This window comes from Bradyrhizobium erythrophlei, from assembly GCF_900129425.1.
Classification (GTDB): domain Bacteria; phylum Pseudomonadota; class Alphaproteobacteria; order Rhizobiales; family Xanthobacteraceae; genus Bradyrhizobium; species Bradyrhizobium erythrophlei_C.
Genome location: NZ_LT670817.1, coordinates 1,771,138 through 1,796,537, shown reverse-complemented (window position 1 = coordinate 1,796,537; position 25,400 = coordinate 1,771,138). Strand labels below are relative to the sequence as shown.

Genomic DNA, 25,400 nt, shown 5'->3' with positions numbered 1-25,400 from the left:
TCTGCGAGCCGAAACCTACAGTCGGAATGGCGGGGATTATGGTACGCGACGGCAAGCTGGGCCGGTACCCAGCGATCGGCCGCAGCGCTTGCGCTGCCTTTATAGTAATGTCGATGGCCCTGTTGGCCTCGTGTAACTCGGCAACCAACGGCTCGACCGATGGCGCCCAGCTCGACGTGATGGACAAGGTGCGTTCGCTGGACCTCCTGCCGCGTCAGCAGCAGCCGGTGAATGCCGCCACGACGGCATCCGGACAGAGCGACGGCAGCAGCCGCCCGATCATGTACCAGGGTACTGAAGTAACTGCCATTTCCGATGAGCGACCGCAACCGACGTCCAGCGGCAACAGCTTCGATCTCAATTTTGAGAACGCGCCGGTCGCTACCGTCGCTAAGGTCGTGCTCGGCGATATCCTCGGCGTCGGCTACACGATCGATCCGCGGGTGCAAGGAACCGTCAGCCTGGTCTCGGTCCGGCCGGTCGCCAAATCCGACATCATCTTCGTGCTGGAAAGTGCCTTGCGATTGAGCGGCGTTGTGCTGATCCGAGACACCGCAGGCTATCGCCTGACACCGCTCGGCGACGCGGTCGGCGCGGGGCGTGTGGATGCGGCGGGCGCCAGTCCCGAACCCGGCTTCGGCGTATCCGTGGTGCCGTTGCAATACGTGTCGGCGCAAACGCTGTTGAAGCTGATGGACAGCTTTGCCACCAAAGCGGGCTCGGTTCGCGCGGATGTTTCGCGAAACCTTCTGCTGATTCAGGGCAGCGGCGCCGAACGCCGCGCTGCCGTTGACACCGCGGTCAGCTTCGATGTCGACTGGATGCGCGGTCAATCGGTCGGAATTTTCCCGCTTTCGAGCGGCCCGCCGGCCCCGATTATCGCCGAGCTGGAAAAAATCGTCGATTCCGGCGAAAACGGCCTCAGCCAGAACGTCATCAAGTTTCAGCCGGTCGTCCGTCTCAACGCCATCATGGTGGTCAGCAAGAGACCCGAGATGCTGCGCACCGCGGCAACCTGGATCAAGCGTCTTGATCGTGCCGACACCGAAAGAACCAGCGTTCACGTCTACCGGGTGAAATACGGCGAGGCCCGCCAGATCGCCAAGGTGCTTACCGACATGTTCATCGGCGGCTCATCCTCCGGCCTGCTGGACAGCCCCGACAACCAGCTCGCACCGGGATCCGGCAGTTCGGCAACGTCCAGCGCCGACCGCTTGTCGGCGAATGGTAATGCGTCATCGACTACGAACGGCTTCGGCTCCCCTGGCGGCTTAGGATCCGGATCGGGTTCCACGACGGGCTTCGGCACGCAAGCGGCGGGCATGAGCGGTGGCAAAGCCGGTGCGAACGGGGGCGGAACCGGCGCACTCGACAGCGGGCGCGGTTCGAACTCCGGCAACGGCCAGCCCCTGCTGCAGGACGTGCGGATCACGCCGGATGCCGTCAACAATGTGCTGCTGATCTATGCAGACCAGGCGAACTATCGGATCATCGAGGCCACCCTCCTGCAACTCGATCAACCGCAGCTTCAGGTTGCGATTGATGCAACGATTGCCGAGGTAACGCTCAATAACGACCTGAGCTACGGCGTTCAGGCCTACCTGACGAGCCGCCATCTCGGATCCATCATGAGCACGCAGGCGACAGCGGCGCCGGCCACCACTACCGATCCGACCTCGGGAATTGCGTCCGTCGCGGGAACATTCATCAATCAAGCATTTCCTGGTTTCAACTTCCTGGTCGGCTCCGTGACACAGCCGAGTGTCATTCTCGACGCGCTGCACACGGTCACGTCGGTCAAGGTGCTGTCCAATCCATCTCTCGTCGTCATCAACAACCAGGTAGCCACGCTGCAGGTCGGCGACGCCGTGCCGGTATCGACCGGGAGCGCCACGGTGCTGTCAACGAGCAACACGGTCGTCAATACCATCGACTATCGCAACACCGGCATTATCTTGCGGGTGTCCCCGCGCATCAGCGTCAACGGCGATGTCCGGCTCGACATCGAGCAGGAAATCAGCAACGTCTCGTCGACCACCACCGCCGCGACGAGCCTGACGCCGACGGTATCGGAACGCAAGGTCAAGAGTTCGATCTCGGTGGCGACCGGTCAAACGGTGCTGCTGGCCGGCTTGATCAGCGAGCAGCAAAACGGCAATCGCAACGGACTTCCGCTGCTGGATCAGATTCCCGGTCTCGGCGACGCATTCGGGCATCAGGACAATTCCACGGCGCGCACCGAATTGATCATCTTCATCCGGCCGCAGATCATCCGGAATGGCTCGGACGCGCATATCGTCGCCGAGGAGCTTCGATCGAAACTGCGCGGAGGCATCGCCACGACCGCGACAAATCAGGCAAAGACCACCAGTGTCCATTAACGCCGCAATGCTGATTCCACGTCTCCTCGTCGCGCGCTGCCGCGGTAGGGTTGCGAGCTTGCAGCGCCGCCTGTCGGCTCTGCCGCTCGTGGTGTCGATCGGCATCGGTGCAACGTCGATTGTGCATGCCGACGCGCTGACGCGCGGCACTGCGGCCTATTCACGTGGCGATTACATTCGCGCTGCCCGGGAACTGTTGCCTTTGGCGCAGCGTGGAAACGCCAGGGCGCTCGGCCTGCTCGGCTTCCTGTATGAAAACGGGTTCGGCGAACCGCAGGACTCCGATACTGCCGTCGACTTCTACGCCCAGGGCGCGGTTCAGGGGGATCCCTTCGCGCAGGCCATGCTTGGATTGATGTACGACAAGGGTCACGGTGTTCCGCAGGATTTCATCCTCGCGTACAAATGGCTCGACCTCGCCACGGCGCGCACGCAGGGGCATGAGCGGGACACCTATGCGAGGTTTCGCGACGCAATTGCGTCGAAACTATCGACGGATGAAATCATCGAGGGGCAGCGGCTCGCCCTGCACTGGACCCCGGTCGGCTTCGAACCGTCGCTGCGGGCGGAGCGTGGTTCGTGGGAGTTCCGGCATCACCGAGACTGATCTGGCCGGCTCTATTTTCAGCCAAGCTCAATAATACGTGCCGCGGCGGCAGCGGTCGACATCAAGCGTCAGCCGGCACTATTTGTGCCGGCTGACCATTTACTGTGCGAGCCCGTTGATTGTCAGTGGGCGTCGGCGTGTTGCTGGCGATCGTCGTCGTGCCGATCGTGATCGTCGGCAAGGTGATCGAGATCGGTTCCTGGCGTAAACGAAACGCCACGAAGGACTTCGCCAAAGCGCGCCGTTTGAATTGCAGTGAAACGTTCGCCTGCGGAGAGGCTAGTCGCGGCCAAATTATCGGTGATCATGACCAGCTGGTTCGGATCGGCACCCGTGTCGGTGTTTCCGCTGACGGTCGAGGTGATCGCCCAGATCGTCGCGGTACCATCGCGATTGACGCGTCCCATGATGTTCCGAAGGCCATCACTTGCGGGCGACCACGGAAGGCCGGTCTTGGGATTTTGACCGGTGGGATAACCCTTCACCTTGTAAGGCACGCCGAGGTCCAGCCCGGCCTGCAGCACGTAGGCAAGTTTCCACGTGCCAAGGCTGCTGTCGAACACCCATTTCTGCAGTCCCGCCGCGGTCTGCGCAGCGGCGGCCGTGTACTTGCCCGAAACCGGGTCAAAAGTAGTGGTGCCGTCGCCTTCGTCGGTGACGTAGAGCGTCTTGGCGTCGGCGAACCAGACACCGAACGGGAACGAAGTTGATGTTTTTGCCAGCGTCGTCGGAAAGCCTTTCAGGATGCACATGTTGTAGGGGGTGACGCCGTTGGTCTGCAGCTTCGTTGCGTCATAAAATATCGGCGCGGAAGGCAGGCTGGCGGTGGCACCCGGCAGGCCGACGCCGTTCGGGCACGCCAGCGGTTTGCCGGTCGTATCGAACCCGGTCGTATCGATGAAGTAGACCGTGTTGATGCCGTTGCTGCCGCTGCCCTTGGTGGTATAGACAACCTTGTTGAAGATCGTGAGACCCCGGAAGTTGGTGTCTTTGCCGACCTTGTCCGCCTTCAGCGCGAGTTGCGAGATGCTGAAGCTGCCGACCGGCGTCGGCAGGCCGGGGTCCTGTGCGACGAGCGCCTTGTGTTCCGCGGTCAGGATCTGCGCCCCCGCGCCAACAATGATTCCGTTTGGCTGAGGATTTCCCCCATTGCCGGCATTGCCGGCGGTGTAGATAACGTTCGCCCCGTCCTTGTCGTTCAGGATTGCAGCGCGTCCGTTGTTGCCGCTGTAAGCATTGGTTTTTGTGAAGCTAAATCGTCCATGCTGGTCGACCGCCGCGACCACGCGATAATCAGTCCCAGGGACGGGATTGGTGGGATCGACCACCGCGGGCGTGTTGGAATTCGAGACATCAAGCGCATTGACGGGCGCGAGGTATCCCATAAACGTCACCACCCGGCCATCGGTCGACAGATTGAGCGCAATCTCCGATTTGGACGAAAAGCTGGTGACCACCTGATCCTTGGTCGGCGGAACACCGCGGTCCGAGCTGTTGGGCACCTCGAGCGAGTTGACCAGTTCGCCGGACGGCTTGAGCTGATCCAGCACGATCTTCGCGGTGATGCCGAAACTTGCGTCGACGGACTCGTTATTCCAGATGTTCGGATAGGAGCCGTCGGTCGTGGCGGTCACGCAATTGGGAGCAACGCAATTCGGCGGCAGCGGCATCCCCACGACGACATTCGCCGGATTGTTATCGTAGACTGAGCGGCTGACCAGCAAATTTCCCGGCTTGAACTCAACGCCATTGTCTTCGGCAACAGCGCCCGTGGCACCCAGAACGCCCGACACGAAAAGTGTGACCGCCAAACTTGATTGAAAGATTGGCAGCCTGTTGAAAACATTTGATCTTGCAACATTCATCTAGAACTCTCCATTGCTTCGCCAGCGGCAACGCTTGCTGCGTTTCGGCGATGCCGAAACCTGCCCGCGCTCTGTTACAGTCGTAAGAACGCGATGCGAACGATGTAGAAAATTAGTAACGCCCCCAAGGCCCAGATCAGGGATATGATGAGGCTCACTCCCAGAACGCCGCCGCGAGAGATTCGGGATTTCAACTCCTGGTCCCGCGATTGGCGATCACGGCCCGCTTGGTGCAAACCCGTTTGCTGAAAGCCGCTCAGGCACTCGGCCTCATCGCTCAGTTCAACGATGCAGTCGTACGCGCGACGAATGATCGAATAGGGCCGCGCCTGGCACCGAACTGGCGGCCCACCCGCGCGACAAATATTTTTGCTGTTGAGGGAAGAGCCGACTTTGCGCGAACTAAGCGTGCCAATCTGAGAGGGTGCCGGATTCCTCGGGATGTCGCCGGAAGTGCTGCAGGATGCCTATGGCCATCACCACCCCGACTTCCTGCAGGGGGCTGCAACAGCTATCGGGCAAAAGCCGGTACGTTTCGGTGGCCGAAACGGTGGTCAACTTGACCGAGGGTCGAAATCAGGCGAAAAACCCCAATGAAATCTTGGTCGGAGTGGCAGGATTTGAACCTGCGACCCCTGCGTCCCGAACGTAAGTAGCAATCGAAAAGATCAACAAAAACAATGAAGTTTGCTCGTAATCGACCACCTTTATCGCCATTTGTTCGCGGGGTTTCGGTGGTCAATCGGTGGTCGGCCGCACAGACCTAACCTTTTCGATGAGAATGAGAAACCTGGACGAGTAACGGATTTCTACTCCGTGGGTTGCAGGTTCGAATCCTGCTGGGATCGCCAACGATTTCAATGCGATGCGCGTTCTGTTCTCAATAAATTCGTGTACCATGCCGCAATGAAGAAAACCCTTTGATATCAGCCTCTCCTGTTTAGTACCGCTTAGTCCGTGGTACACGGATGGTACACGCCGCTTCGTTGTTTGTTCTCAATCCCGGCCGAGGCGAAAATCCCACGTGATGCGCACGGCAACCCGGTTATCGGCCCTTAAAGTTTTCGACCTCATCCATGTGGGTCTTCAACAACTGCTCGGCGAGCCCTTCCACGCTGAATTCGCGCTTGTCGCTCCCGTTGTCCAAAAATCCGCTCACGCCCGGTCGCAGCAACGCGAAAGGGTATCGAAAAAGCTTCATTTTTCGAGGCTCCTCCCAGGTCATCAGGCCCGGAACTTGCGGCTGATTGTAGAAATATTGGGCTTCTAAAAACGCCTTATCCAGTACGTTGGAGTACCGGTTAGTCCAATTGAACAACACCCATGGACCTAAGCCGTACAATAGCCAATAGTTGTTGCGTTGCTCCATGTGCAGCGGCTTCAATCTCGGGCTCGATAGCGCCAGATCTGCGACTTGGCCCTGCATCAACGTCAATACGGCAATATAGGCCTTGGAGCCCGCCTGCGCGCCCGCCTCGCTGTGCTCGAAATTCTCCTTCTCGGTTTTGAAAATCAGGCTTCGCTCAAGGCGCTGAGCCCGATCACGAGCGCCTTCTATGACGGGCGCCGTCCCCAGTTCTTGCAGTTTCGATTCGACCACGGCTGCGGCTCCGTCGACGCCGAACCTTTCAAGTGAGTAATAAAGTCTGGTGCGCTCGACCCAAGGGGGCATCGTCGGCTTGTTTTCGGTCGGGATAAATAAAGTGAAGCCATAGCCCTCATCATAAGCGCGATCGCGAATGGCCCTCTGTTCAATCTTCGTAAAGGGCGTCTCGCCCCACTCCTTTCGATACAGAATGACGACAAACTTAGCCTTTGCCCTGAAAATCTCGTTGAATTTGTCCTCGCCGTTTCGGCCGGCAAGGTCCTTTTGCTTTTCCGAATACAAGAATGTTCGATACCGATCCTGGAGACGGTCGTTGATCTCGAAAGCGATGTTCTCGTCTAACGAATGAAACGAAAAAGCTACGTCATATTCGAAGTTGTCTGTGGGCACGACGGCATCCTCCGATGGCATCATCCCACACTGTTAGTTAAATGAAAACCCGCAAGCGTTAACCGGCGCTCACCTCTCCTCGTCCGGATGCATCCAAACGTAAGGCACCCGTCTGCCGTTCTTCCGTCAGTCGGATCATGTGCACCGGCGGTGCGTGACGGCCCTTCCGGCATGACCGGCATTTCAGCGAGGCTTCAAGTTTCCAGATTGGTGTGTCCTTCGGCCGCCGAACGCAATCGAGCGGGATGCTGGCTTCCGTCTTGCACCGGCAGCGGCCCGGCGCCGGCATGGCAAGCGGCGCCGGACCTCACCGCGTGGGGCTTCCCGGATCCGACGCGGCTGCCCACAGAACGCGCGACCAACCGCGACAGCCTCCGGGACATTAAACCGCAGTGTCACCGGGAACGAAAATTCATCATCAATCTTGTGGCGTCATGAATAGCCCCGACCAAGACACGATCATTCGCGCCGTTGAGGACGCCAGGCGCATCCTGGGGGAATACATTGAGCTGGGCCCGCGTGACGCGCCGAGAACAGTGTACCGTCTGTTCGCGGTGCTCGACAGGGACGAGGTTGTGCATGCCCTTGACCGAATGAAACGACGCCGGGCGTTCCGATTGGTCGACCTGACCGCCCATCATCCGGCAAGAGAAGACCCGCCGGCGTGAACCGGCGCCCTCACCTCTCATCGTCCGGATGCCTCCACCGATAAGGCGTAAACCCGGCGCGTTTCGGTCAACTTGATTCTGTGGACTGGGGTAACCCGGGAGGGCGGCGAGCACGGCCCCGCCACGGCGGATGGGCGTCCATGGGGGAGTGGACGGGCGGGACCGTGCAGGCCGCACGTTAGCGGCCTATTCTAATTAACTGTCGGCTTTGAGGGTCGTTCCGACGGCTCGCGACGTTAGGCCTCAGCTTCCCTCGGAGCTGGGGCCGTTTCTTTGGTACCGGCCGAATTAGGCCACTCACAGATTTAAAAAAATCCACTCGTCGAGGGGACAGCGGGTCCTGCCGATCGTGCCGGCTACTCGGCACGTTACGATGCAAAGCCCGATGGCCTCAGCTTGGCCCCAAGCTGGGGCCGTTCTTTTGACAACTCGCAGATTCAAAACAGGCCACTGTGTGCGGAACCCTTGACCGGCTGGTGGGTTGTACCACGTGCCGGTACCCCCCTATCGGCACACACCCAGCCCCGGCCCCAGTTGCGCCCCCGCGCTGGGGCCGATTATTTGCTGCGGAACGTCTCCTGGCCGTACTCGACAGGAACGACGTCGTGCGCGCCCTTGACCGGATAAAGCGGCGAGGGTGATACGACTAGTTGAGTGAAAGCCAATCCAAAAATGAATCCGCCGGCATGAACCGTGCCCTCACCTCTCCTCGTCCGGACGAGGCCGGGGATTCCCGCCGCAGTTAGCGTCGTCCCCAAGGGGTGGCAGCCCACACGCGCTCATGCAGGTAATACCACACGATTTTGGTTGCGAACTCGAGGGCGGCAATCGAGCCCGCAAGTCCAGCCTTGCCCGACAAGAACCAGCTGATCGCGAAAGTGTCGAGGGTGCCTAAAGTTCGCCAACTGATCGCTTTGAGGACTGACCGGGAATGTGTATCGCCGCGGAATAAGATCACGCCGGGTCCTTCCCAACCGGGACTATCAGATTCAACCATATCACGGGGCCGCCGACTCTCACCTGTCCTCGTCCGGATGCAGCCAGACGTAAGGCGTGATCTCTCGCGTCTCGGTCAACTTGATCGTCTGCGCCGGCGGCCAATAGCCGGCTTGGCGGGAGCAGCGTCCTGACGAAGTTCAAACGCGCCCTGCATTTCATCGATGACGGCGACCAAGGCTGCGCTGCACTTGTCGCGAGCGGCCCTTCCAAACCGAATTCCCTTAATAGCCCAGTTCGTATCCTCACGCGATCCCGGCGCATGATGCTCGATCAAGACTCCAACGAAAGGTTCGCATTGCGGATCCGACTTTTTGACCGCAGCGGTGATCGCCATTTCGAGAGCCTCGCGCGAAACTCCCTTTCGATGGGAAGATGGTCCGTTCTTTCCCGTCCAAGGCATTTAGTTCTCCTCGGATCAGCCCCGTCAACTAACCAGTTGAAACCAGCGCCGTTCCATGGAACGGAGGTTCGTCAAGGTATTCGGAACAAGCAGTCGGCCCAAAAGAAAAAGCCCCGCGGCCGGCGGATGGAGTCGAGCGGCAGGCTTGCGCGGGTCTTACAGCGGTTGCACTCGACCTCAAGCCAGCCCAGCCCGCCATTGAGGCATTGCGCGATCGTCGGTGACGGCTGCGCGGGTCCACCATAGCCCTCCATGCGGATAGACCATGCTTCGGCCTCGGCGCGGTCCGCATCGCGAACAGCCTCCCTGGCGCGCTGGCGGCACCCTCAGCGCGGATTTTGGCGCCTGCTATCCGACTGCCGAAAATGACCTCGCGCGACTTGGTGCTCATGGGTGCGACTACAGCGCACTTTGCGGGCGGCCGGCAATGCCACTAGGGTTTGATGTCAGGAACCGCCAGGCCACACCACGGGTCTTGTTGATGTATCTTATCCACACGACCCCTGTGAAATGCTCCCTCTGCGAGGACTGCGGCTGGGTTTGTGAAAGCCACCCCGATAAACCATGGGACGGTGGGCACGCCTGCACCTGCGGCGCCGCCGGGGCTCCTTGTCCACGTTGCAACGCGGGCGACGACGATCCGCGGATACCGAAGGGCTTCAAGACCGAATTCGACAAGAAGGGCCGGCGCCATTAGCAATCAGGGTTGGTCGCGCGAATTCGACGAGCCGGTTCCGCTGCGCGGCGGCCGAACACTCCGCACCCTCCACGACGCGGCCACCTACATTACTGGGCTTCCGAAAAAGGAATCCGCGCTGCCGGAGTGGCAGGCCGCGATCGAGGCGCTCATACTCGTCGCCAATCACGGGGGACCCACGATGTTTGCTCGGATCGGTATGATGAAAGCTCTAAATCGACACGTCCAGCGCGTGTTCGATCCGTCACGGAAGGAAAAGCATTGGGGCAAACGCAAACTCGCGCGCGATCGATGAGGCCGGAACCCTCCAGGGTCACCGCGACACCATCGAGCGCCTTGGCGACCGCGTCGGTCGCGGCTGCGCCGAGCTTCACGACCGCATGATGGCTTCATATCAGGTTCAAGCCCGGGCGGATGCCGCGTGTTGGCACGAAACGGTCATGGCGCGGTGTCCGACTTGAGTCCGCTTTCGGGGGTAGAGCGGAAAACATCTGCTCGGGATGAGTATTTCGCATTTTGACCCTGGCTGCGTGAAAACGAACTGTCTGCTATGATTCGCTTGGCGATTTGCCGGGGGCAATCATGAAGCGCTTCGTTGAGGGTGCCGATCGCGGACAATCGACGTTGTTGCCGGAATGCCTCGATGAGTGGGTCGAGGAGAGCAATTGCGTTCGTGTGGTGGATTGCTTTGTCGACGGGCTCGATCTGGCCGATCTCGGTTTCGAAGGCGTCGAGCCTGCAGCGACAGGCCGGCCTGCCTACCACCCCTCGGTTCTTCTGAAGCTTTACATCTACGGCTATCTCAACCGAGTGCAGTCGAGCCGCCGGCTTGAGCGCGAAGCCGGCCGAAACCTGGAAGTCATATGGCTACTCGGTCGGCTCGTTCCCGATGACAAGGTGATTGCCGATTTCCGCAAGGACAATGGCCCGGCGATCCGCAGGGCATGCGCGAGCTTCGTCAATCTCTGTCGCCAGATGGGTCTGTTGGCGAAGGCGAGCGTCGCGATCGACGGCAGCAAGTTCAAAGCGGTCAATAATCGAGATCGCAATTTTACCCGGGGGAAGATCGATCGCCGGCGCGCGCAACTCGAGGAGAGTGTGGCGCGGTATCTCTCCCAGCTCGATACGGCGGATAGGCAGGAACCGTCCGAAGTGCTGGTGCTCAAGACGACGCGGCTCAAGGAGAAGCTCGACAAGCTGAAAGAGGAAATGGGCAAACTCGCAGCCTACGAGAAGCAAATGTTGGCCTCGCCGGATCACCAAATCTCGCTCACTGATCCCGATAGCCGCTCGATGGCAACAAGTGGGCGTGGCTCGGGCGTCGTCGGCTACAATGTGCAGGTCGCGGTCGACACCGTGAACCATCTGATCGTGACGCACGATGTGACGAATATCGGCTCGGATCGCTCACAACTGGCGAACGTGGCGCGGGAAGCCAAGGCCGTTCTGCAAGTCGATAAACTCGAAGCCGTCGCCGACCGCGGCTACTTCAATGGCGAAGAGATCCTGGCCTGCGAGCAGGCAGGCATTTGCGTGACGTTGCCCAAACCGATGACGTCGGGCGCGAAGTCGGAAGGCCGCTTCGGCAAGCAGGACTTCGTCTATGTGCCGGAGGAGGATGTCTATCGTTGCCCCGCCGGCGAGAAGCTCAAATTCCACTATGCCAATGAGGAACACGGGCAGAAGATGCGCCGGTACTGGACGAACGCCTGCAAGACCTGCGCAATCAAGGATCAGTGCACCACAGGCAAAGAACGCCGCATCACGCGATGGGAGCATGAGCACGTTCTCGAAATCGTGCAGCAGCGGCTGGATCAAGATCCCCAGGCCATGCGCCGCCGGCGCGAGACGGTTGAGCATCCCTTCGGCACGCTCAAGATGAGAATGGGCGCGACGCACTTCTTGATGAAGACGCTGCCGAAGGTCGCGAGCGAGATGGCGCTCAGCGTACTCGCCTACAATCTGACGCGGGTCATGAATATCGTCGGTACAAGGGCGTTGCTGGCAGCGATCAGAGCGTGAGTGTGGAGACCCCACTGCGTGCCGATACCGAGCCAGACCATGCCCAGCATTCCCCGCCACGACTCGGAGGCGGCCCCTGATCGCCCAACAGGAAAAAATTGCTCAGATCGGCCGTGTCGGACTACGCCGACCGGATCGTGGACGTTCCCCGCCCGCGTCAGCGCGTTATCACGCAACCAAGACCCACAAGAGACATCGACCGTTCGCCCAGTTACCATGTCTGATCTACCCCCCGGCCCCTTAGACTGCTAGATTGTGCCGGTACGATGCCTAGTCGTGATCGCGGGGCAATCGCATGAGACGCCGCGAGTTAATCACGCTCTTAGCCGTCACGGCGGTTATGTGGCCGCGCGCTACTCGTGCGCAACAGCCGCGCGTTCCCGTCATTGGATTTGTAACCGTGGGTTCACCCGAGGACTCGACTCCCGAGCTTGCAGCCGCGTTCGCTAAAGGTCTCGCTGAGTTGGGTTACCTCGTGGGCAACAACGTGACCATAGAGCGTCGGTGGGCACGAGGAAACTACGATAGGCTTCCAGAACTCCTAGAAGAACTCGTGCGCCTCAACCCGGCTTTGATCGTGGCGGGAGGCAATGTGGTTGCGCTCGCCGCAAGTCGCGCTACTTCGACCATTCCCATAGTATTCAACATTGCGTCAGACCCAGTGAAGCTGGGGCTGGCAAAGAGCTTCGCTCATCCCGGAGGCAACGCCACCGGCATAGCTCTGATGACAGCGACGCTTACCCTCAAACGTCTTGAACTGATCCGGGAGCTCCTCCCACAGAACTCGACCGTCGGTTTTTTGGTAAACCCGGACAATCAAGACATCCTGCAGGAAATCAAAGACGTTGCACGTTCTACCGGGCGCTCCATGGAAGTCGCCATGGCGCGCAACCTTGATGACCTCGAACAAGCATTTACACAGCTTGCCAAGGCTCGAGTCGGCGCTGTACTCGTCGCCAACGATGCGTTTTTTCTGAGCCAACGTTTGCAACTTGTCGCATTGGCAACTCGTCATTCGCTGCCGGCGTCGTACGAATGGCGCGAGTTTCCGGCGGTTGGCGGATTGATGAGTTACGGGCCGAGCCTCCGCGGAACCTATCAAAGAGTGGGAAGTTACGCCGCCCGTATCTTGAAAGGTGCTCAGCCAAGCGATCTGCCCATTGAGCAACCTACGGAGTTCAATTTGGTGATCAATTCGGCGACGGCGCGTGCCCTGGGCATCCACATTCCGCCCACCCTTCTTGCCCGCGCCGACGAGGTGATAGAATAAGCCCAGTAAAGCGCGGTGCATGAGTCTCTTGTTGGCACCAAACGGACATGCCGACCCTATTGAGCGATGTCCGTTGTTGGGGCCAAAGCGGAAGACATCTGCTCGCAACGAGTATTTCGCCTTTTGCCGAGTAGGCCCAGGGAATTTCACCCCGAGCCTCTCACAGATCCGGACTTGAACCTCTCGATTCATCCGGCTCGTGCCATCGATTGAAGGCTGCCGCCTTCCGTTGAACTTCGGGCTCCTCCCGTTGCCAGTTGGACCGATTCATCGTCGATGACCCGCCCCCTTCGCTCCGCGACCATTACAGCCGCTTCGTCGCTACTACGGAGCAGTCCGCCCCTCTCCGGCGCATCGGTACTTTCGGCCTTGCGGTTGGAGCCGCTTGAGCCTTTTCCCTTGGCATCGCCGGCCAGGTTCTCACGTTCCTTACAAGAGCCTGGTTGAGCTTCGCGCCATCTATATGCCGGATGTCGCTCGGTCAGTATCAGGACATCCACCGAACTGATCCCGAAGGTAGGGTCAACCCTCGGTTTTGACATCACCTAATCCGCTTTCGACACTTCATCGATGGTTCGCTTGCGCTCGCCTCTCTCAACCGTACCTGCCGGGATCATCGTCCCGACGTTTCCGCAGCGCTCACCACCGTGGCTTTTGACCAAAGCGGCCCGCGGTGGCTTGGGATCAGCGACCTGATCGCCGAACCCGAAGGACCTACCTTCATCTCCTATAAAGTTGCGCGGGGCCGTTTGGACCGGCTACGCTTCGTGACACAAGACCCTTCTCGGACGTCGGCGGCTAATTTTGCTGTGATGCAAAACACATCGCTCAATTCAGAGACATGGTAGGGTGTGGTCGCCTGCTTAAGGGGGCGACCATGAAGCGACGCGAGTTCATCACGCTTCTCGGTGGCACGGCGGCGACGTGGCCGCTCGCCGCGAGCGCGCAGCCTGCCATGCCGGTGATCGGCTTCCTCAGCAGTACACCGGCTGCGGCGTTCGGAAACCGTCTGCGGGCGTTCGGCAAGGGGCTGAAAGAGGAAGGATATATCGAGGGCCGGGACGTGGCTATCGAATATCGCTGGGCGCAGGACCAAGACGATCGACTGCCAGCGCTCGCGGCCGAATTGGTTCACCGTCAGGTGACCGTGATTGTGGCGGGCGGTAGTCCTTCGTCACTGGCGGCAAAGGCGGCGACTGCCACAATTCCGATCGTGTTCGAGACAGCCACTGACCCGGTCACGCTCGGCCTTGTAGCAAGTTTAAATCGGCCCGGCGGAAACTTGACGGGCGTGACCAATTTGAACGTCGAGGTAGGGCAAAAGCGGCTGGAGCTGCTGCGCGAAATACTGCCTGCGGCAACCATCATTGCCGTCCTTGTCAATCCTTCCGCTCCGGCTATTACCGAGCAATTCATGCGCACCGTTCAGGCGGCGGCTCCTGCCCTCGGAATGCAGCTCCATGTTCTGCAGGCGAGCACCGATCACGACTTGGATACGGCCTTTGCAGCCATAGGCCAATTGCAAGCCGACGCGCTCGTCATAGGCCCCTATCTATTCTTCAATTCGCGTAAGGAACAGCTTGGCGCACTGTCGCTCCGCCACGCGGTGCCCGCGATCTTCATTTATCGCGAGTTCGTCGCGGCAGGCGGCCTGATGAGCTACGGAGCAAACGAAGCGGAAAGTTATCATCTGGTCGGCATCTACACCGGAAAAATTCTCAAAGGAGCGAGCCCGGGTGATCTGCCGGTCCAAAGGTCAACCAAGGTAGAGCTGATAATCAACCTCAAAACTGCTAAGACACTCGGCATCGCCGTTCCGCTCGCGCTAAGCGGTCGAGCCGACGAACTGATCGAGTAGAAATGCAATTTGTTGCGCTGCATGGGTCCGTGCATGGCACCAAACGGACATGCCGACCCTATTGAGCGATGTCCGTTGTTGGGACCAAAGCGGAAGACATCTGCTCGCAACGAGTATTTCGCCTTTTGACCCCTAACCGGACGTGCGGCAAATGCGGTGCCGCCCGGGACTGGACGTTTTCATGATGGTGCGGAGCGATATTGTCAGCAATAATGGGCTGAAACCGAGCACTCTCAATCGGTGGCGCTACGAGCAACGCTGAGAAATTCGGCAGCGATCGGATCGGCTCGCTGACGCACCACCAAGACACAGAAGGACCCCATGTACTATCAGGTGATTTCGCAGTGCACGCAGAGCCTGAAGAATTTGGAGGCCTGTCTCGACAAGGCTGAGCAGCATGCGGCCGCCAAAAAATTCGACGTCGGCGTGCTCATGACCAGCCGTCTCGCGCCTGACATGCAGCATTTCACCTACCAGATCCAAAGCGCTTGCGACTATGTAAAAGCCGCGGCTGCCTGGCTCTCAGGGCAAACGCCGCCCAAGCACGACGACAACGAGCAGACGATCGACGAACTGCGCGCCCGCATCCGGAAGACCGTCGCTTTCGCGGAGAGCGTGAAAGAGGCGCACTACGCGGGCGCGAGCGAGCGCAAGGTCAAACTCTCCTGGGCGCCCGGCAAGGTCATCGGCGGCGAGGACTACCTGCTGCAGATGGCGATCCCCAACATCTTTTTCCATATCGCGATGGCCTACGCCATCCTCCGCCACAACGGCGTCAATGTCGGCAAGATGGATTTTCTTGGTCCGATCAATCTGGTCGACGCCTGATCGGTCGAGGTGTGCCATTCAAACGGCGGGCAATGTCTGCTGGTGGCACCAAACGGACATGCCGACCCTATTGAGCGATGTCCGTTGTTGGGGCCAAAGCGGAAGACATCTGCTCGCAACGAGTATTTCGCCTTTTGACCCAAAGAGACATTTCTCGCCATTGCGGCAATCGTGTTTATGCTGGTTTAAAGTACTTGTTTGAGCCGTTAGGATGGCTTGTCTGAGGGTGAGGGCGAGCATGCGGCGGCGGGATTTTCTCGGTGTTTTGGGCGGCGCGGTGGCGTGGCCCGCTATGGCGCACGCGCAACAGCCGACCAAGACCGTCGGGGTCCTCGGCGCTGGCGGGGCGGCCGCGTGGGCTCCGATGATCGCGGCGTTCGAGCAACGCCTTCGCGAACTCGGCTGGATCAATGGAGGCAACGTCGCGATCGTCTACAGGTGGGCAGAAGGCAAGAGCGAAGGCTTCCGGGATATTGCTGCTGAGTTTGTCAAGCTGAAGGTTGACGTTATCCTTACGGCGGGAAGCGCTGTTCCGGTAGCTAAACAGGTGACTTCGACGATTCCGATCGTTTTTGCTGTTGCCGTAGATCCTGTCGCCAGTGGATTCGTCGAAAGCCTCGCCCGACCCGGTGGCAACGTCACGGGGCTTTCGCTTCAGTCGAGGGATATCGCGCCAAAGCGTATTGAAATTCTACGCGAGGCCATCCCGGGCCTTAGCCGCATCGCGGTGTTGGCTAATGCAGGGTATCCGCCCTCTACCCGAGAATCCGAGATCGTCCAGGAAATTGCCGGCAAGGTTGGAATTGGGGTTAGCGCTCTCAGGATCAACCGTGCCGTAGATATTGCACCTGCGATTGCGTCGCTCAATGGCGGCTCACAAGCGCTCTACGTGTGCACCGAGTCGCTCGTCGTTACCAATGCGGCCAATATCAACGCCTTGGCGCGTAGCGCTCACGTCGCGACTTTATGGGGTGCGCGCGAGTTTATACGCACGGATGGATTCATATCTTACGGCCCTAATGAGGTGGATCAATTCCGGCTCTCCGCTGATTATGTTGATAAGATCCTCAAGGGTGCAAAGCCAGCCGATCTTCCGGTGGCGCAGCCCACCAAAATCGACCTTGCAATCAACCTTAAGACCGCCAAAGCGCTGGGTCTCGTCATACCAGAGTCGTTTCTCGTGCGTGCCGATGAGGTGATCGAATAGGACGCAATGCGGCGTTGCACGAGTCCGGTTGTGGCACATTTCGGACCTGACGCGATGTCTGATTTGAGTCCGTAATGCGCTCCAAAGCGGAAGTCGGCGGGGATCGGCATCACGCAGCGGCTTGATCCTCCTTGGCGGCACCCGGGCGACGTCTTGAGCGCATCATCCGGAAATGGCCGTTGCACCGCCCTCGCCTTGTCCACCCGCGACGTCTACAGATCGCGCGCCATTAGAGCTGTGTCGAAACCCCCCCAGTTGATGCGATCAAGAACTTTCCAGCCGAGCCTCGTGTAGAACCCGACAGCCCCTGTGGTGTACAGGTAGAGTCGCGAAAACCCTCGCTGTCGCGCCTGATCTTCGATGGCTCGCACCAATACGACGCCCGCCCCCTTTCGCCGATGTTCGGGCGCAACGAACAAGCCCGCAAGCCATGGTGATACATCATGGTTCGGCTCGATCTCTGACTCCACCAGAAGGCACGTTCCGATCGTCTCGCCATCGGCTTTCGCGACCAGCGCCACACCGCGGCTTTGGTCCGCAGCCAATAGCTCCAGGGCTCTCAATTCCTGCTCGAGAGACACCTTCAGCACGGAAAAGGCATTTGCGCGCCAACGCGCGGACATCGCCAAACTCGGGCGTGCCGGGCTTGGCGATGAATGTCTGAATGTTGGCCATCGAGACTCTTATGCCGCCGCCCGATCTTCCTTCTCCGCCCCACGCATCACGATCTTCAGCGAGTCATCCGGCAGCGGCCTTTGTAGTGCGCGTGCCTCATCCCATGGCGCGCGCATCCAAACGTCGCGTTTCTCATCCGTCGTCAGGATCACTGGCATAGCCTTGGGATGGATCGGCTCAACGATGGCGTTCGGTGCCGTCGTCAGGAAACCATAGACCAGATGCGGGCCAGGAATGGGTTTCGACTTGGTGCCTCTGTCTCCCTTGAATTCGGTCCAGATGCCAGCAAACGCGAACAACGGACGGTCATCACTGAGCGCGAACCACACCACGTCCTTCTTTTTGGTCTCGGGGTTCGGCTCCGGCGCATACTCGGCGAAGCTGTTCGCCGGGACCAGACAACGGTGCTCTGGTTTGAGCCAAGCCCGCCAGTGCGGCGACGACGTGTTCCTGATGTTCGTGACCGGGAATCCACCAGCACGCGGCGGTGGCGGCATTCCCCAGCGCATCATCACCATCTCCCGCTCGGTGCCTGCGTTGCGTACCACGGGCGCAGGATAATCGGGAAAGACGCCGGGCATCGGCGGCAGGTTACCGACGTATCGGTTCATCAGACGGAAAAGCGCGATGATCGCAGCTTGGTTCGTGGTGATCGAATATAGATTGCACAAGAAATTTTCCCCCATTCTCAGGGATGAGAGTTAGCGTCATCCGAGCATTCGGACCGAGTTCCGCTCGCCCGGATGCACACCCGGTACAGCCGCGGCTCGACCTAACTGCCTGCCAATATTCCTCGATGCGATCCAGTCAAACTCACGATGTCCGTTCATTGGGGTAATGCAGACTTGACCCTCAAACGCCGATACTTCCGAGGCTGACCGATGCTGTCGAAAAAGGGGTCACGCGGCCGCGGTATCAATCGAGCGGCGTATCACCCGCCGCACCTCCGCATTCGATAGGAACAGATCGTGGTTGATGATGCCCCAGCCTGCTTCTGAAGCATCGACCACGCGCACCCCCAGCTGCTCAATCGTAGCTTTCTCGGCGGCGCCGACTCGTGTCATTCCCCCGGCGATTTCCCCCGACAGCGCCAAGGCGCGATCGTTCGTCGCGGTGATGACGGTGATCTTGCCAGCGAGCGGACCGATGCGGCTGATCGTCGACGAGAACACGTCCACGTCGATGTCCGGCGCGGCGAACACTACGGCGCCGATCCTGCCCGTAACGGTGTCACCGTAGTGCGCATAGAGCTGACGCAGGCTTTCGAGCGCCAGCATAGTTCCCATGCTGTGCGCGACGATGTGGACGCGGCTGGCGCCAGGGGCCGAGACGATGGAAGAGAGCACACGTTCGAAAGCGTCGCGCGACCACATCGCGCTATCGCGGTCATAAACATAGTCGAAAAATTCCGCCTTGGAGGGCCAAGAGAACACCATCGTCCTGCCGCGGAACCTGATTCCATCGGAAAGCTTCGCGGCATCCAGCGCGGCTGTCTCGAATGTCTGATTGAATCCATGCACGTAGATCAGGAGGTCTGAGCCGCCGCCGGCCTGTGCGAGAAGGTCGCTGACCTCTCCCGACACCGGTTCGACCCTATCAATACGCCAATCGGCAAATCCCACCGCGGCGAGAGAGAAACGGCCGTCATCCGGTGGCACCAGTTTTGCCCTTGCGACAGTCATCGTGGAAGCCCGCTCCGGCCCAAACCACGGCTTCGCGCGCCCACCGTTTACCGGCTTGCGTGTCGTCGTCACGAGCAATGTCGGGTCTATCGAGAGCGCCGAAGCGTCGTAGCGCGCACCAGTCGCACCCAAGCCGGTGCATCCGCCGAGCGCGACCATGCTGCCTAAGGACACCAGCCCGCCGAGAGCCGCGCGACGGGACACAATATCCTGGTGTTGCAGTAAACGTCGGACGATCACATGGAACCTCGGGAACACGGCCCGCCATAGGACTCGCCCTGCAAACTCACTTGCCCATAATGGCGGCAAGAAATAGGCACGCCGCCTGCGATCAAAGAGGGATGGGATGGTTATCTGGCATCGCCGCTTTGCGAAGGTAGATATCACCGATGAGGGCTCCGTCCCGGTCTCCATGAATGTAATCGCCGGAGCTGTTGATTTCTCTGTACCGAAAGGCACCTTCCGTTTCATCAAAGAATCGAACAACCACCTGCTTTCTCATGCAACACCTCCAGCCAGGGCGATCGATTTAGCGTACCCATCCAGTGTGAATGAAAAGCCAAAGCTCCCCTTTCCCTGATAACCCGAGCGGGTCCCCGTCGGGACGCTATTTCGCGGGCAGCGGCTTTCCGGCTCAACAAGTCGAGCCAGCACGAGTATGCACTCGCCCAGTAACGTCCATTGCACGCTGCACTCATGTGTCCAATTGACCCTGCCCCAATGGGCAAGTCCGATCAGTGCGCCGACAGGATCGTGTCCGCTGAGGTATAGCCATGCGGTCAGACCGAATCCGGCAAAAATTATGTCCGTTAGGGTTGACTTTGATCAACGGACGTGGATATCTACGGTCAATACCCTTACGGACACAGGAGCGGACGTTGGCTACCATCTTCTACGCGCGGGTCTCGACCGTGGATCAGAATATTGAACATCAGCAGGCGCAGGCCGAAGCAGCGGGCTTCAAAATTGATCGCGTCGTCGCGGACCACGGCGTGTCCGGCGTGAGCACGCTGTTCGCAGAACGACCGAACGGGAAACGGCTGTTCGACATGCTCCGCCAGGGCGACACACTGCTGGTCCGGTGGGTTGATCGGCTTGGCCGCAACTACAGCGATGTGCGGGATACCATTCAGGAGTTCATGCGGCGTGGCGTTGTCGTTCGCACGGTCATCAATGGTCTGACCTTCGACGGGGCAACCAAGGACCCGATGCAGCAGGCTGTCCGTGACGCGCTCATTGGCTTTCTCGCAGCGACAGCGCAGGCCAATGCCGAGGCGATCAAGGAAGCCCAACGCGGTGGCATCGCTCTCGCCAAAGCCAAGGATGGCGAGACGAAGTATCGGGGTCGCAAGCCCAGCTTCACACGGGCTCAGTTCATCGCGGTGCGTGACATGATCGCGCAGTCAGCCGGAATTGGTGAGATCGCGAAGATAACTGGCATCAGTCGCCAGACCATCTACCGGATCAAGAACGATCCAGTTGCGGCGGAGGCGGCGCTGTTGAATTGGGCCGGATGACGAGATAATTCACATGGCCGATCGATGTTTTTGCTTCAGCGGCTCGCCTGCTCATCGCTTGTTCACAATCAGCTTCTTACTGCGTGCGGCATTCTACAACGCCACAGGAAGAAACCCATGAAACTCAAATTTGCACTTGTTGGACTTGCTGCACTCGGTAGCCTTGCTGGGAGGAACTGCGTCCGCAATGCCCGCCGCAACACCGGATGCTCTCGGCAGCTCCGATGAAGCGATCATCCAAGTCAAGGGTGGCCACGGTCATGGTCATGGCCATATGGGGCGCGGCGATCGTGGCCATCATTACGGTTGGGGCCGAGGCCGCGGCCACCACTACGGTTGGCGACATCATCGCCATTGGTGGTGATTGTAATCTCCGGCTATTGCGCAGAGGCCGCCTCGTTTGGCGGCCTCTCTTTCATTTTCCAGGCTCGGTGAGTCAAATTCCCGCCCGGTTTTCCCCGTCAAGCTAATGCTCCCTGCGCTCTGGCGGGCGCTGGCCCATGCCTATCTCAACCTCCGCGTCGTGAATATGCGCCAGTACTTGACTGAGGTCGCGCATATCGAACCACTCGCCACAACCTGGGCATCTCATGGAATGATCGGCATCGCTTTCGGCGATGCCGTCAGCATCAACCCCGGTATAGCGCCGGATCATACATCCTCCCGCAGGCCCTTGAAGAATGGATGACGCACCTTGCCCTCGGCGGACTTCGCGCGGTATTCGATCTCCGCCAACAGCGATGGCTCGACCCAGACGCCGCGATGGGCGATCTTCTTTGCATAGGGCTGCGTTGTGCGGATCAGCGGCTTGAGGCGCGCCTGCAAGTCTTTTGCGGATGCAGTATCAAAACCATGATCGACTTTTCCGGCATAGATCAGGTCCCTGCCCTTGCGCCGGCCGAGATAGATGCCGTCGAACTTTTTGCCGTCGAGCGCGAACCCGGCAATAGGCAGCGTCTCCCGCTGGGCACAGGTCTTTTTCAGCCAATCCTTGCTGCGACCCGAGACATAGCGGCCGCCGCGGACCTTGGAGACGACGCCCTCCAGGCCGACCGAACAGGCGTGCTTGAACATCTCGCGGCCATCGACCTCGAAGCTCTCACTGAATTGAACATCTGTCTCGGCGATGATTTTCTTGAGCAGCGTCTTGCGCTCGATCAAGGGCAGCTTACGCAAATCGTGCCCGTTGAGGTACAGCAGATCAAAGGCGACCATCACGGTCTTGGTGGATTTGCCCTTGAGTTCGTTTTGCAGAACTGAAAAATCCGTGGTGCCATCAGCTGTCGGGACGACCACTTCTCCGTCGATGATCGCGGAGCCGGCATTGATATGCCAGGCATCGCCTGCGATCTTCCTGAACCGATTGGTCCAGTCGTTGCCGCGTCGGGTGAATACCTTCACTGCTGCGTCTTTGAGGTGGACTTGGACCCGGTAACCGTCGAACTTGATCTCGTGGACCCACCGCTTGCCGCTCGGCACCTTAGCAATCGACGTCGCCAGCGCCGGTTCAATGAAGCCCGGATAGTTGGCCTTGATGCCAACGGCTGGTGGCTTTGATCGGGGGTACGGCATGGCTCAGACGAGCCGCAACGTCAGTTGGCGGGCGGGACCGGCGTGGGTATCAACGAAGTCCCGGATATGCTCGGGGACTGCGACCCCTTCGATATCGCAACGGGTTTGGATTTCGGTCGCGATATCTGCCGAGACGTCATCCGACCAATGCTCAAGTGTATTGAACGCCACAACGCGGATCGGGTCGTTGAACTGGCCCGAGATGAGATCGCTGACGATGGTTTCGAGGTCCGTCCGCTCCACTTCGGTTTCGCGGTATACGGTGCCCAGCCCGCCAAAGCGGTCAATGATGAGGTAGACGGTTTGATCCGCGCCATACGGCACGACCCTTGGCGTCCAGCCGGTGCCGCGCACACGCACCTCCTACGCAACAAGCAGAACTGAATACAATTCGACATAAAGCATATCGTTCCGGGTCACAACATGATCCCCGCCATCCCAAACAGCCCCAAATCGTGGCATGATCTATCGGGCGGCGTGTTTGTGATCTCGTGCCGCGCTCTGCCGAACTTGATCCCGTCGAGGCGGCGGGGCGGGGTGTTTCGAACGATGCGTGGCGCAGTTCTGTGCGGAGTTGCCCATGACTTTGGTGGTCGGGTACGCCGATTGCGCCAGCGGCATTGGGGCCGTTTCAAACTCGCGCGCGATCGATGAGGCCGGAAGCCGTCGAGGTCGCAGCATGGGTCGTGGCGCCATCGGAGCGCCCCGGTCAAACTGACGATTCCGTTCATCGGGGTGGAGCGGACTCTCTGCGAATGGCTCACCACTTCCGAGTTTGACCCCATTAGCCGACATCGATGCCGGACTGTAGGGGCGACTGTGCGACATGTGGGAAGTGCCACTCGCCATCGTTGGTCCCGGCGGCGAGGACGAAACCATGTTGAAGGGCATCGAAGGCAAGCGATTGACTTATCGACGGCCTAACTAAGCTAAAGAACCGAAAACAATCTGTGAAACGCTTCTTGGCGTATCGAAAACGACTCGACTCAAAGTAGAGAGTCGGCCCACTATCTGCGCTGTGTGTACCGAAAACTTAAGCTCGGGCGTAGTGGTGGTGAAGTCCGCCAAGGGTGGCGTGTGATTTGATGCTTCCGATTCGCTGAACCGGACGAGAAACCGGTGCATCTTTATCCAATGACCGATGCGTTGTAATGTTGTTGTAGTAGGCGGAGTAAGATTTCAGAATTCGGCGCAGATGCGCCTCGCCCAGGACAATGACGTGGTCCACACATTCACGCCGGATCGATCCGATCAGCCGTTCGGCAAAGCCATTCTGCCAGGGCGAGGCCGGTGCAATCGGCTTGTCCCGAATGCCCATGGCACGCAGTCGACGTGTGACGACGCTGCCATAGATCCGGTCGCGATCGCGGATGAGGTAGCGCGGCGCTTCATTCCACGGGAATGCTTCTGTGATCTGGCGCGCAATCCATTCGGCCGTCGGATGTGCTGTGACGCTGATCCAGACCAGCTCTCTGCGATCGACCCGCACTATGATGTAGGCGTAGAGCAGGTCGAAACCGATGGTTGGGACAACGAACAGGTCCATCGCGGCAATGTCTGGCGCGTGGTTATGCAAGAAGGTCCGCCATCCCTGGCTGGGCGGCTTCCGTCGTTTGACCATGTACTTGGCGACGCTCGACTGCGCGACCTCAAACCCGAGCTTGAGCAGTTCCCCGTGGATGCGTGGCGCGCCCCACAGCGGATTCTCGATGCTCATCCGCCGGATCAATGCGCGCAGCTCCGTGTCGATCTGCGGTCGCCCTCCCTGTGGGCGCGACTTCCAACGCCAGTAGCAGCGAAAACCGGCCTATGCCAACGTACCAGCGTTTCGGGTCGAATGATCATGAGAACCGGAAGGATCGACGGAAACCAGCGATAGAGCTGAACGAAGAACCAGCGGTCGTTGTTCGTGAGATGAGCGCGGCCCTTCAGCTTACGCCGCAAAACCACCAGTTGATGTCGGAGCGTGGCATTCTCAGCCCGAACAAGGGCCGTACGGCCTCTTCATACGCCTCACTTCAAATGCAACATCCGCCGGATCGTGGACTATGCCAACCTATGGTTCTATACTCGTGAGCTCTACCAATGGCCCGGGGTCCGCGAGACCGTCAACTTCGGTCACATCAAGCGCCACTACTACCTGAGCCACGAATCGATCAACCCGACGCGCATCGTCCCGCTCGGACCGGTTCTCGACTTCGACATGCCTCATGCACGCGACACCCTTTCCTTTGAACAGACCGCTCGGCCGCGAATCCATATCTAGCGTATCCCGGAGCGCTTCGTTTCGGGCGAGCAGCTTCGATGAATTCGACGATCGAGCCGAGCGCCTTCGCGATTCGCTTCTTCAAGGAAAGTCGCGACGTTACGGACGTTCGGCGCCGTCAGGCAATCCAATCGGGTAATCAGGAACCCTTGCCACGGGGCAATGAGAGACCGAGCATCGCCAAGGTAGGACGCACGAGACCATTGAGCAGTTTGGTGTCGGGACGCACCCGCGCGAGCACGCGCAGCCCAACCAGCAGCGCGAGCAACATACGTGCGATATCCTCGGCCGGCTCGCTCCTCGGTATCTCACCGTTCTTTTGAGCGGCGACTGCGCAGCGATGAAAGAAGCGTTCGATGACTACGGTCTCATCAGCGACGAAACGCTGCATCTCGGGGTCTTCGGGTGTCACCTCGATAGCGGTGTTCATGAGCATGCAGCCGCGATGCTCCGGATCCGCCAGCGAGCGAGCGATAATTTCGCGAAAGAACGTAGCGATAGCGCGGCCGGGTGATAGCGAGCTTTCCAGGCGCGTGATACGTTCCCGCAGCGTCTGATCGAGGTAATACCTCAGCGCACGCAAATAGAAGCCACGCTTGTCGCCGAATGCATTGTAGAGGCTGGCAGGGGTCAACCCGGTGCATTCCGTCAGGGCGCGGGTCGAAGTCGCTTCGTAGCCGCGCGCCCAGAAGATATCTCCGGCCGCTGCCAGCACCTTTTCTACATCGAATTCTCGCGGACGTCCCATGCTGCCCTTCTCGCCATCCTGCCCCGGTTCGTCCGAGCTTAATATGCCGCAAGCCCGAGATCGCATGTAGATCGATCAATCTAGAAACGCAAGGCTTGCGGCAGGCCGGCATTGCATCATGGCGCGTGAAAGCTCGAAGGCC

Annotated in this window: 23 protein-coding genes, 1 tRNA gene and 2 pseudogenes; 12 read left to right on the top strand and 14 right to left on the bottom strand. The window is 59.5% G+C overall.

Annotated features, from left to right (window positions below):
* Positions 1-38: 38 nt before the first annotated feature.
* Both gspD and B5527_RS08585 read left to right on the top strand, forming a co-directional pair.
* Entirely contained in the window at positions 39-2,381 is a 2,343-nt protein-coding gene (gene gspD, locus B5527_RS08590) for a type II secretion system secretin GspD (protein ID WP_172842827.1), read from the top strand.
* 58 nt (positions 2,382-2,439) lie between these two features.
* Complete coding sequence (locus B5527_RS08585) at positions 2,440-2,988, top strand: tetratricopeptide repeat protein (protein ID WP_245332547.1); 549 nt, start codon at positions 2,440-2,442, stop codon at positions 2,986-2,988.
* A gap of 122 nt (positions 2,989-3,110) precedes the next feature.
* Here the strand turns inward: B5527_RS08585 and B5527_RS08580 are convergent, their stop codons facing one another.
* Positions 3,111-4,781 carry a hypothetical protein gene (locus B5527_RS08580; protein ID WP_197689286.1) on the bottom strand — a complete coding sequence of 557 codons (1,671 nt, stop codon included), beginning with the start codon at positions 4,779-4,781 and terminating at the stop codon, positions 3,111-3,113.
* A gap of 513 nt (positions 4,782-5,294) precedes the next feature.
* Here B5527_RS08580 and B5527_RS43620 point away from each other — a divergent pair.
* Complete coding sequence (locus B5527_RS43620) at positions 5,295-5,450, top strand: hypothetical protein (protein ID WP_154072103.1); 156 nt, start codon at positions 5,295-5,297, stop codon at positions 5,448-5,450.
* Positions 5,451-5,580: 130 nt separating this feature from the next.
* A tRNA-Arg gene (locus B5527_RS43615) sits at positions 5,581-5,704 on the top strand.
* A gap of 194 nt (positions 5,705-5,898) precedes the next feature.
* Here the strand turns inward: B5527_RS43615 and B5527_RS08575 are convergent.
* The 4 genes and pseudogenes from B5527_RS08575 to B5527_RS46230 form a co-directional block, all read right to left on the bottom strand.
* The gene (locus B5527_RS08575; RefSeq protein ID WP_154072102.1) at positions 5,899-6,849 is read right to left on the bottom strand and encodes a hypothetical protein; all 951 of its coding nucleotides are present in this window, start codon (positions 6,847-6,849) and stop codon (positions 5,899-5,901) included.
* Positions 6,850-8,259: 1,410 nt separating this feature from the next.
* On the bottom strand, positions 8,260-8,514 hold the full coding sequence (locus B5527_RS08560; RefSeq protein WP_197689285.1) for a DUF2061 domain-containing protein: 255 nt from the start codon (positions 8,512-8,514) through the stop codon (positions 8,260-8,262).
* Positions 8,515-8,589: 75 nt separating this feature from the next.
* A complete protein-coding gene (locus B5527_RS08555) occupies positions 8,590-8,850 on the bottom strand; it encodes a hypothetical protein (protein WP_079600896.1) in 261 nt (86 codons plus the stop codon).
* Positions 8,851-9,014: 164 nt separating this feature from the next.
* Positions 9,015-9,307, bottom strand: a pseudogene (locus B5527_RS46230) (hypothetical protein); the annotation flags it as partial.
* A 151-nt stretch (positions 9,308-9,458) separates the two neighbouring features.
* Here B5527_RS46230 and B5527_RS46225 point away from each other — a divergent pair.
* The 6 genes from B5527_RS46225 (at position 9,459) to B5527_RS08520 (ending at position 16,798) form a co-directional block, all read left to right on the top strand.
* The gene (locus B5527_RS46225; protein ID WP_245332546.1) at positions 9,459-9,908 is read left to right on the top strand and encodes a hypothetical protein; all 450 of its coding nucleotides are present in this window, start codon (positions 9,459-9,461) and stop codon (positions 9,906-9,908) included.
* A 287-nt stretch (positions 9,909-10,195) separates the two neighbouring features.
* Positions 10,196-11,635, top strand: coding sequence for an IS1182 family transposase (locus B5527_RS08540; protein ID WP_079600895.1), 1,440 nt, complete (start codon positions 10,196-10,198; stop codon positions 11,633-11,635).
* A gap of 400 nt (positions 11,636-12,035) precedes the next feature.
* Complete coding sequence (locus B5527_RS08535) at positions 12,036-12,905, top strand: ABC transporter substrate-binding protein (protein ID WP_172842510.1); 870 nt, start codon at positions 12,036-12,038, stop codon at positions 12,903-12,905.
* Positions 12,906-13,782: 877 nt separating this feature from the next.
* Positions 13,783-14,763, top strand: coding sequence for an ABC transporter substrate-binding protein (locus tag B5527_RS08530; protein ID WP_079600893.1), 981 nt, complete (start codon positions 13,783-13,785; stop codon positions 14,761-14,763).
* A gap of 321 nt (positions 14,764-15,084) precedes the next feature.
* On the top strand, positions 15,085-15,591 hold the full coding sequence (locus tag B5527_RS08525) for a DUF1993 domain-containing protein (RefSeq protein ID WP_079600892.1): 507 nt from the start codon (positions 15,085-15,087) through the stop codon (positions 15,589-15,591).
* A gap of 238 nt (positions 15,592-15,829) precedes the next feature.
* Positions 15,830-16,798 (top strand): ABC transporter substrate-binding protein, encoded by a 969-nt coding sequence (locus B5527_RS08520; protein ID WP_172842509.1) that lies wholly within the window; start codon positions 15,830-15,832, stop codon positions 16,796-16,798.
* A 212-nt stretch (positions 16,799-17,010) separates the two neighbouring features.
* Here the strand turns inward: B5527_RS08520 and B5527_RS08515 are convergent, their stop codons facing one another.
* The 4 genes from B5527_RS08515 to B5527_RS45900 form a co-directional block, all read right to left on the bottom strand.
* Positions 17,011-17,421 carry a GNAT family N-acetyltransferase gene (locus B5527_RS08515; RefSeq protein ID WP_079600890.1) on the bottom strand — a complete coding sequence of 137 codons (411 nt, stop codon included), beginning with the start codon at positions 17,419-17,421 and terminating at the stop codon, positions 17,011-17,013.
* 60 nt (positions 17,422-17,481) lie between these two features.
* Positions 17,482-18,144, bottom strand: coding sequence for an SOS response-associated peptidase (locus B5527_RS08510; RefSeq protein ID WP_079607160.1), 663 nt, complete (start codon positions 18,142-18,144; stop codon positions 17,482-17,484).
* 228 nt (positions 18,145-18,372) lie between these two features.
* Positions 18,373-19,395: an alpha/beta hydrolase gene (locus B5527_RS08505; protein ID WP_154072100.1), complete on the bottom strand. Its 1,023-nt coding sequence runs from the start codon at positions 19,393-19,395 to the stop codon at positions 18,373-18,375.
* Between the two features lie 91 nt (positions 19,396-19,486).
* Entirely contained in the window at positions 19,487-19,657 is a 171-nt protein-coding gene (locus tag B5527_RS45900; protein WP_210199310.1) for a hypothetical protein, read from the bottom strand.
* A 376-nt stretch (positions 19,658-20,033) separates the two neighbouring features.
* Between B5527_RS45900 and B5527_RS08500 the strand changes: the two genes are divergently transcribed.
* Positions 20,034-20,672: a recombinase family protein gene (locus tag B5527_RS08500; RefSeq protein ID WP_079600889.1), complete on the top strand. Its 639-nt coding sequence runs from the start codon at positions 20,034-20,036 to the stop codon at positions 20,670-20,672.
* A gap of 466 nt (positions 20,673-21,138) precedes the next feature.
* Here the strand turns inward: B5527_RS08500 and B5527_RS08490 are convergent, their stop codons facing one another.
* The 4 genes from B5527_RS08490 to B5527_RS08475 form a co-directional block, all read right to left on the bottom strand.
* Entirely contained in the window at positions 21,139-21,327 is a 189-nt protein-coding gene (locus B5527_RS08490) for a hypothetical protein (protein WP_079600887.1), read from the bottom strand.
* Positions 21,324-22,244 (bottom strand): non-homologous end-joining DNA ligase, encoded by a 921-nt coding sequence (ligD, locus tag B5527_RS08485; RefSeq protein WP_079600886.1) that lies wholly within the window; start codon positions 22,242-22,244, stop codon positions 21,324-21,326. Before ligD ends, B5527_RS08490 begins: the two co-directional genes overlap by 4 nt.
* A gap of 3 nt (positions 22,245-22,247) precedes the next feature.
* The gene (locus tag B5527_RS08480; RefSeq protein WP_079600885.1) at positions 22,248-22,598 is read right to left on the bottom strand and encodes a hypothetical protein; all 351 of its coding nucleotides are present in this window, start codon (positions 22,596-22,598) and stop codon (positions 22,248-22,250) included.
* Positions 22,599-23,277: 679 nt separating this feature from the next.
* Positions 23,278-23,961, bottom strand: a complete 684-nt coding sequence (locus tag B5527_RS08475) for an integrase core domain-containing protein (RefSeq protein ID WP_079600884.1) — start codon at positions 23,959-23,961, stop codon at positions 23,278-23,280.
* Positions 23,962-24,243: 282 nt separating this feature from the next.
* Between B5527_RS08475 and B5527_RS08470 the strand changes: the two are divergent.
* Positions 24,244-24,510 (top strand): annotated as a pseudogene (locus B5527_RS08470) (hypothetical protein); the annotation flags it as partial.
* A 139-nt stretch (positions 24,511-24,649) separates the two neighbouring features.
* On the opposite strand, the gene B5527_RS08465 reads toward B5527_RS08470, so the two are convergent.
* Complete coding sequence (locus B5527_RS08465) at positions 24,650-25,225, bottom strand: TetR/AcrR family transcriptional regulator (protein WP_338065098.1); 576 nt, start codon at positions 25,223-25,225, stop codon at positions 24,650-24,652.
* Positions 25,226-25,400: the final 175 nt, after the last annotated feature.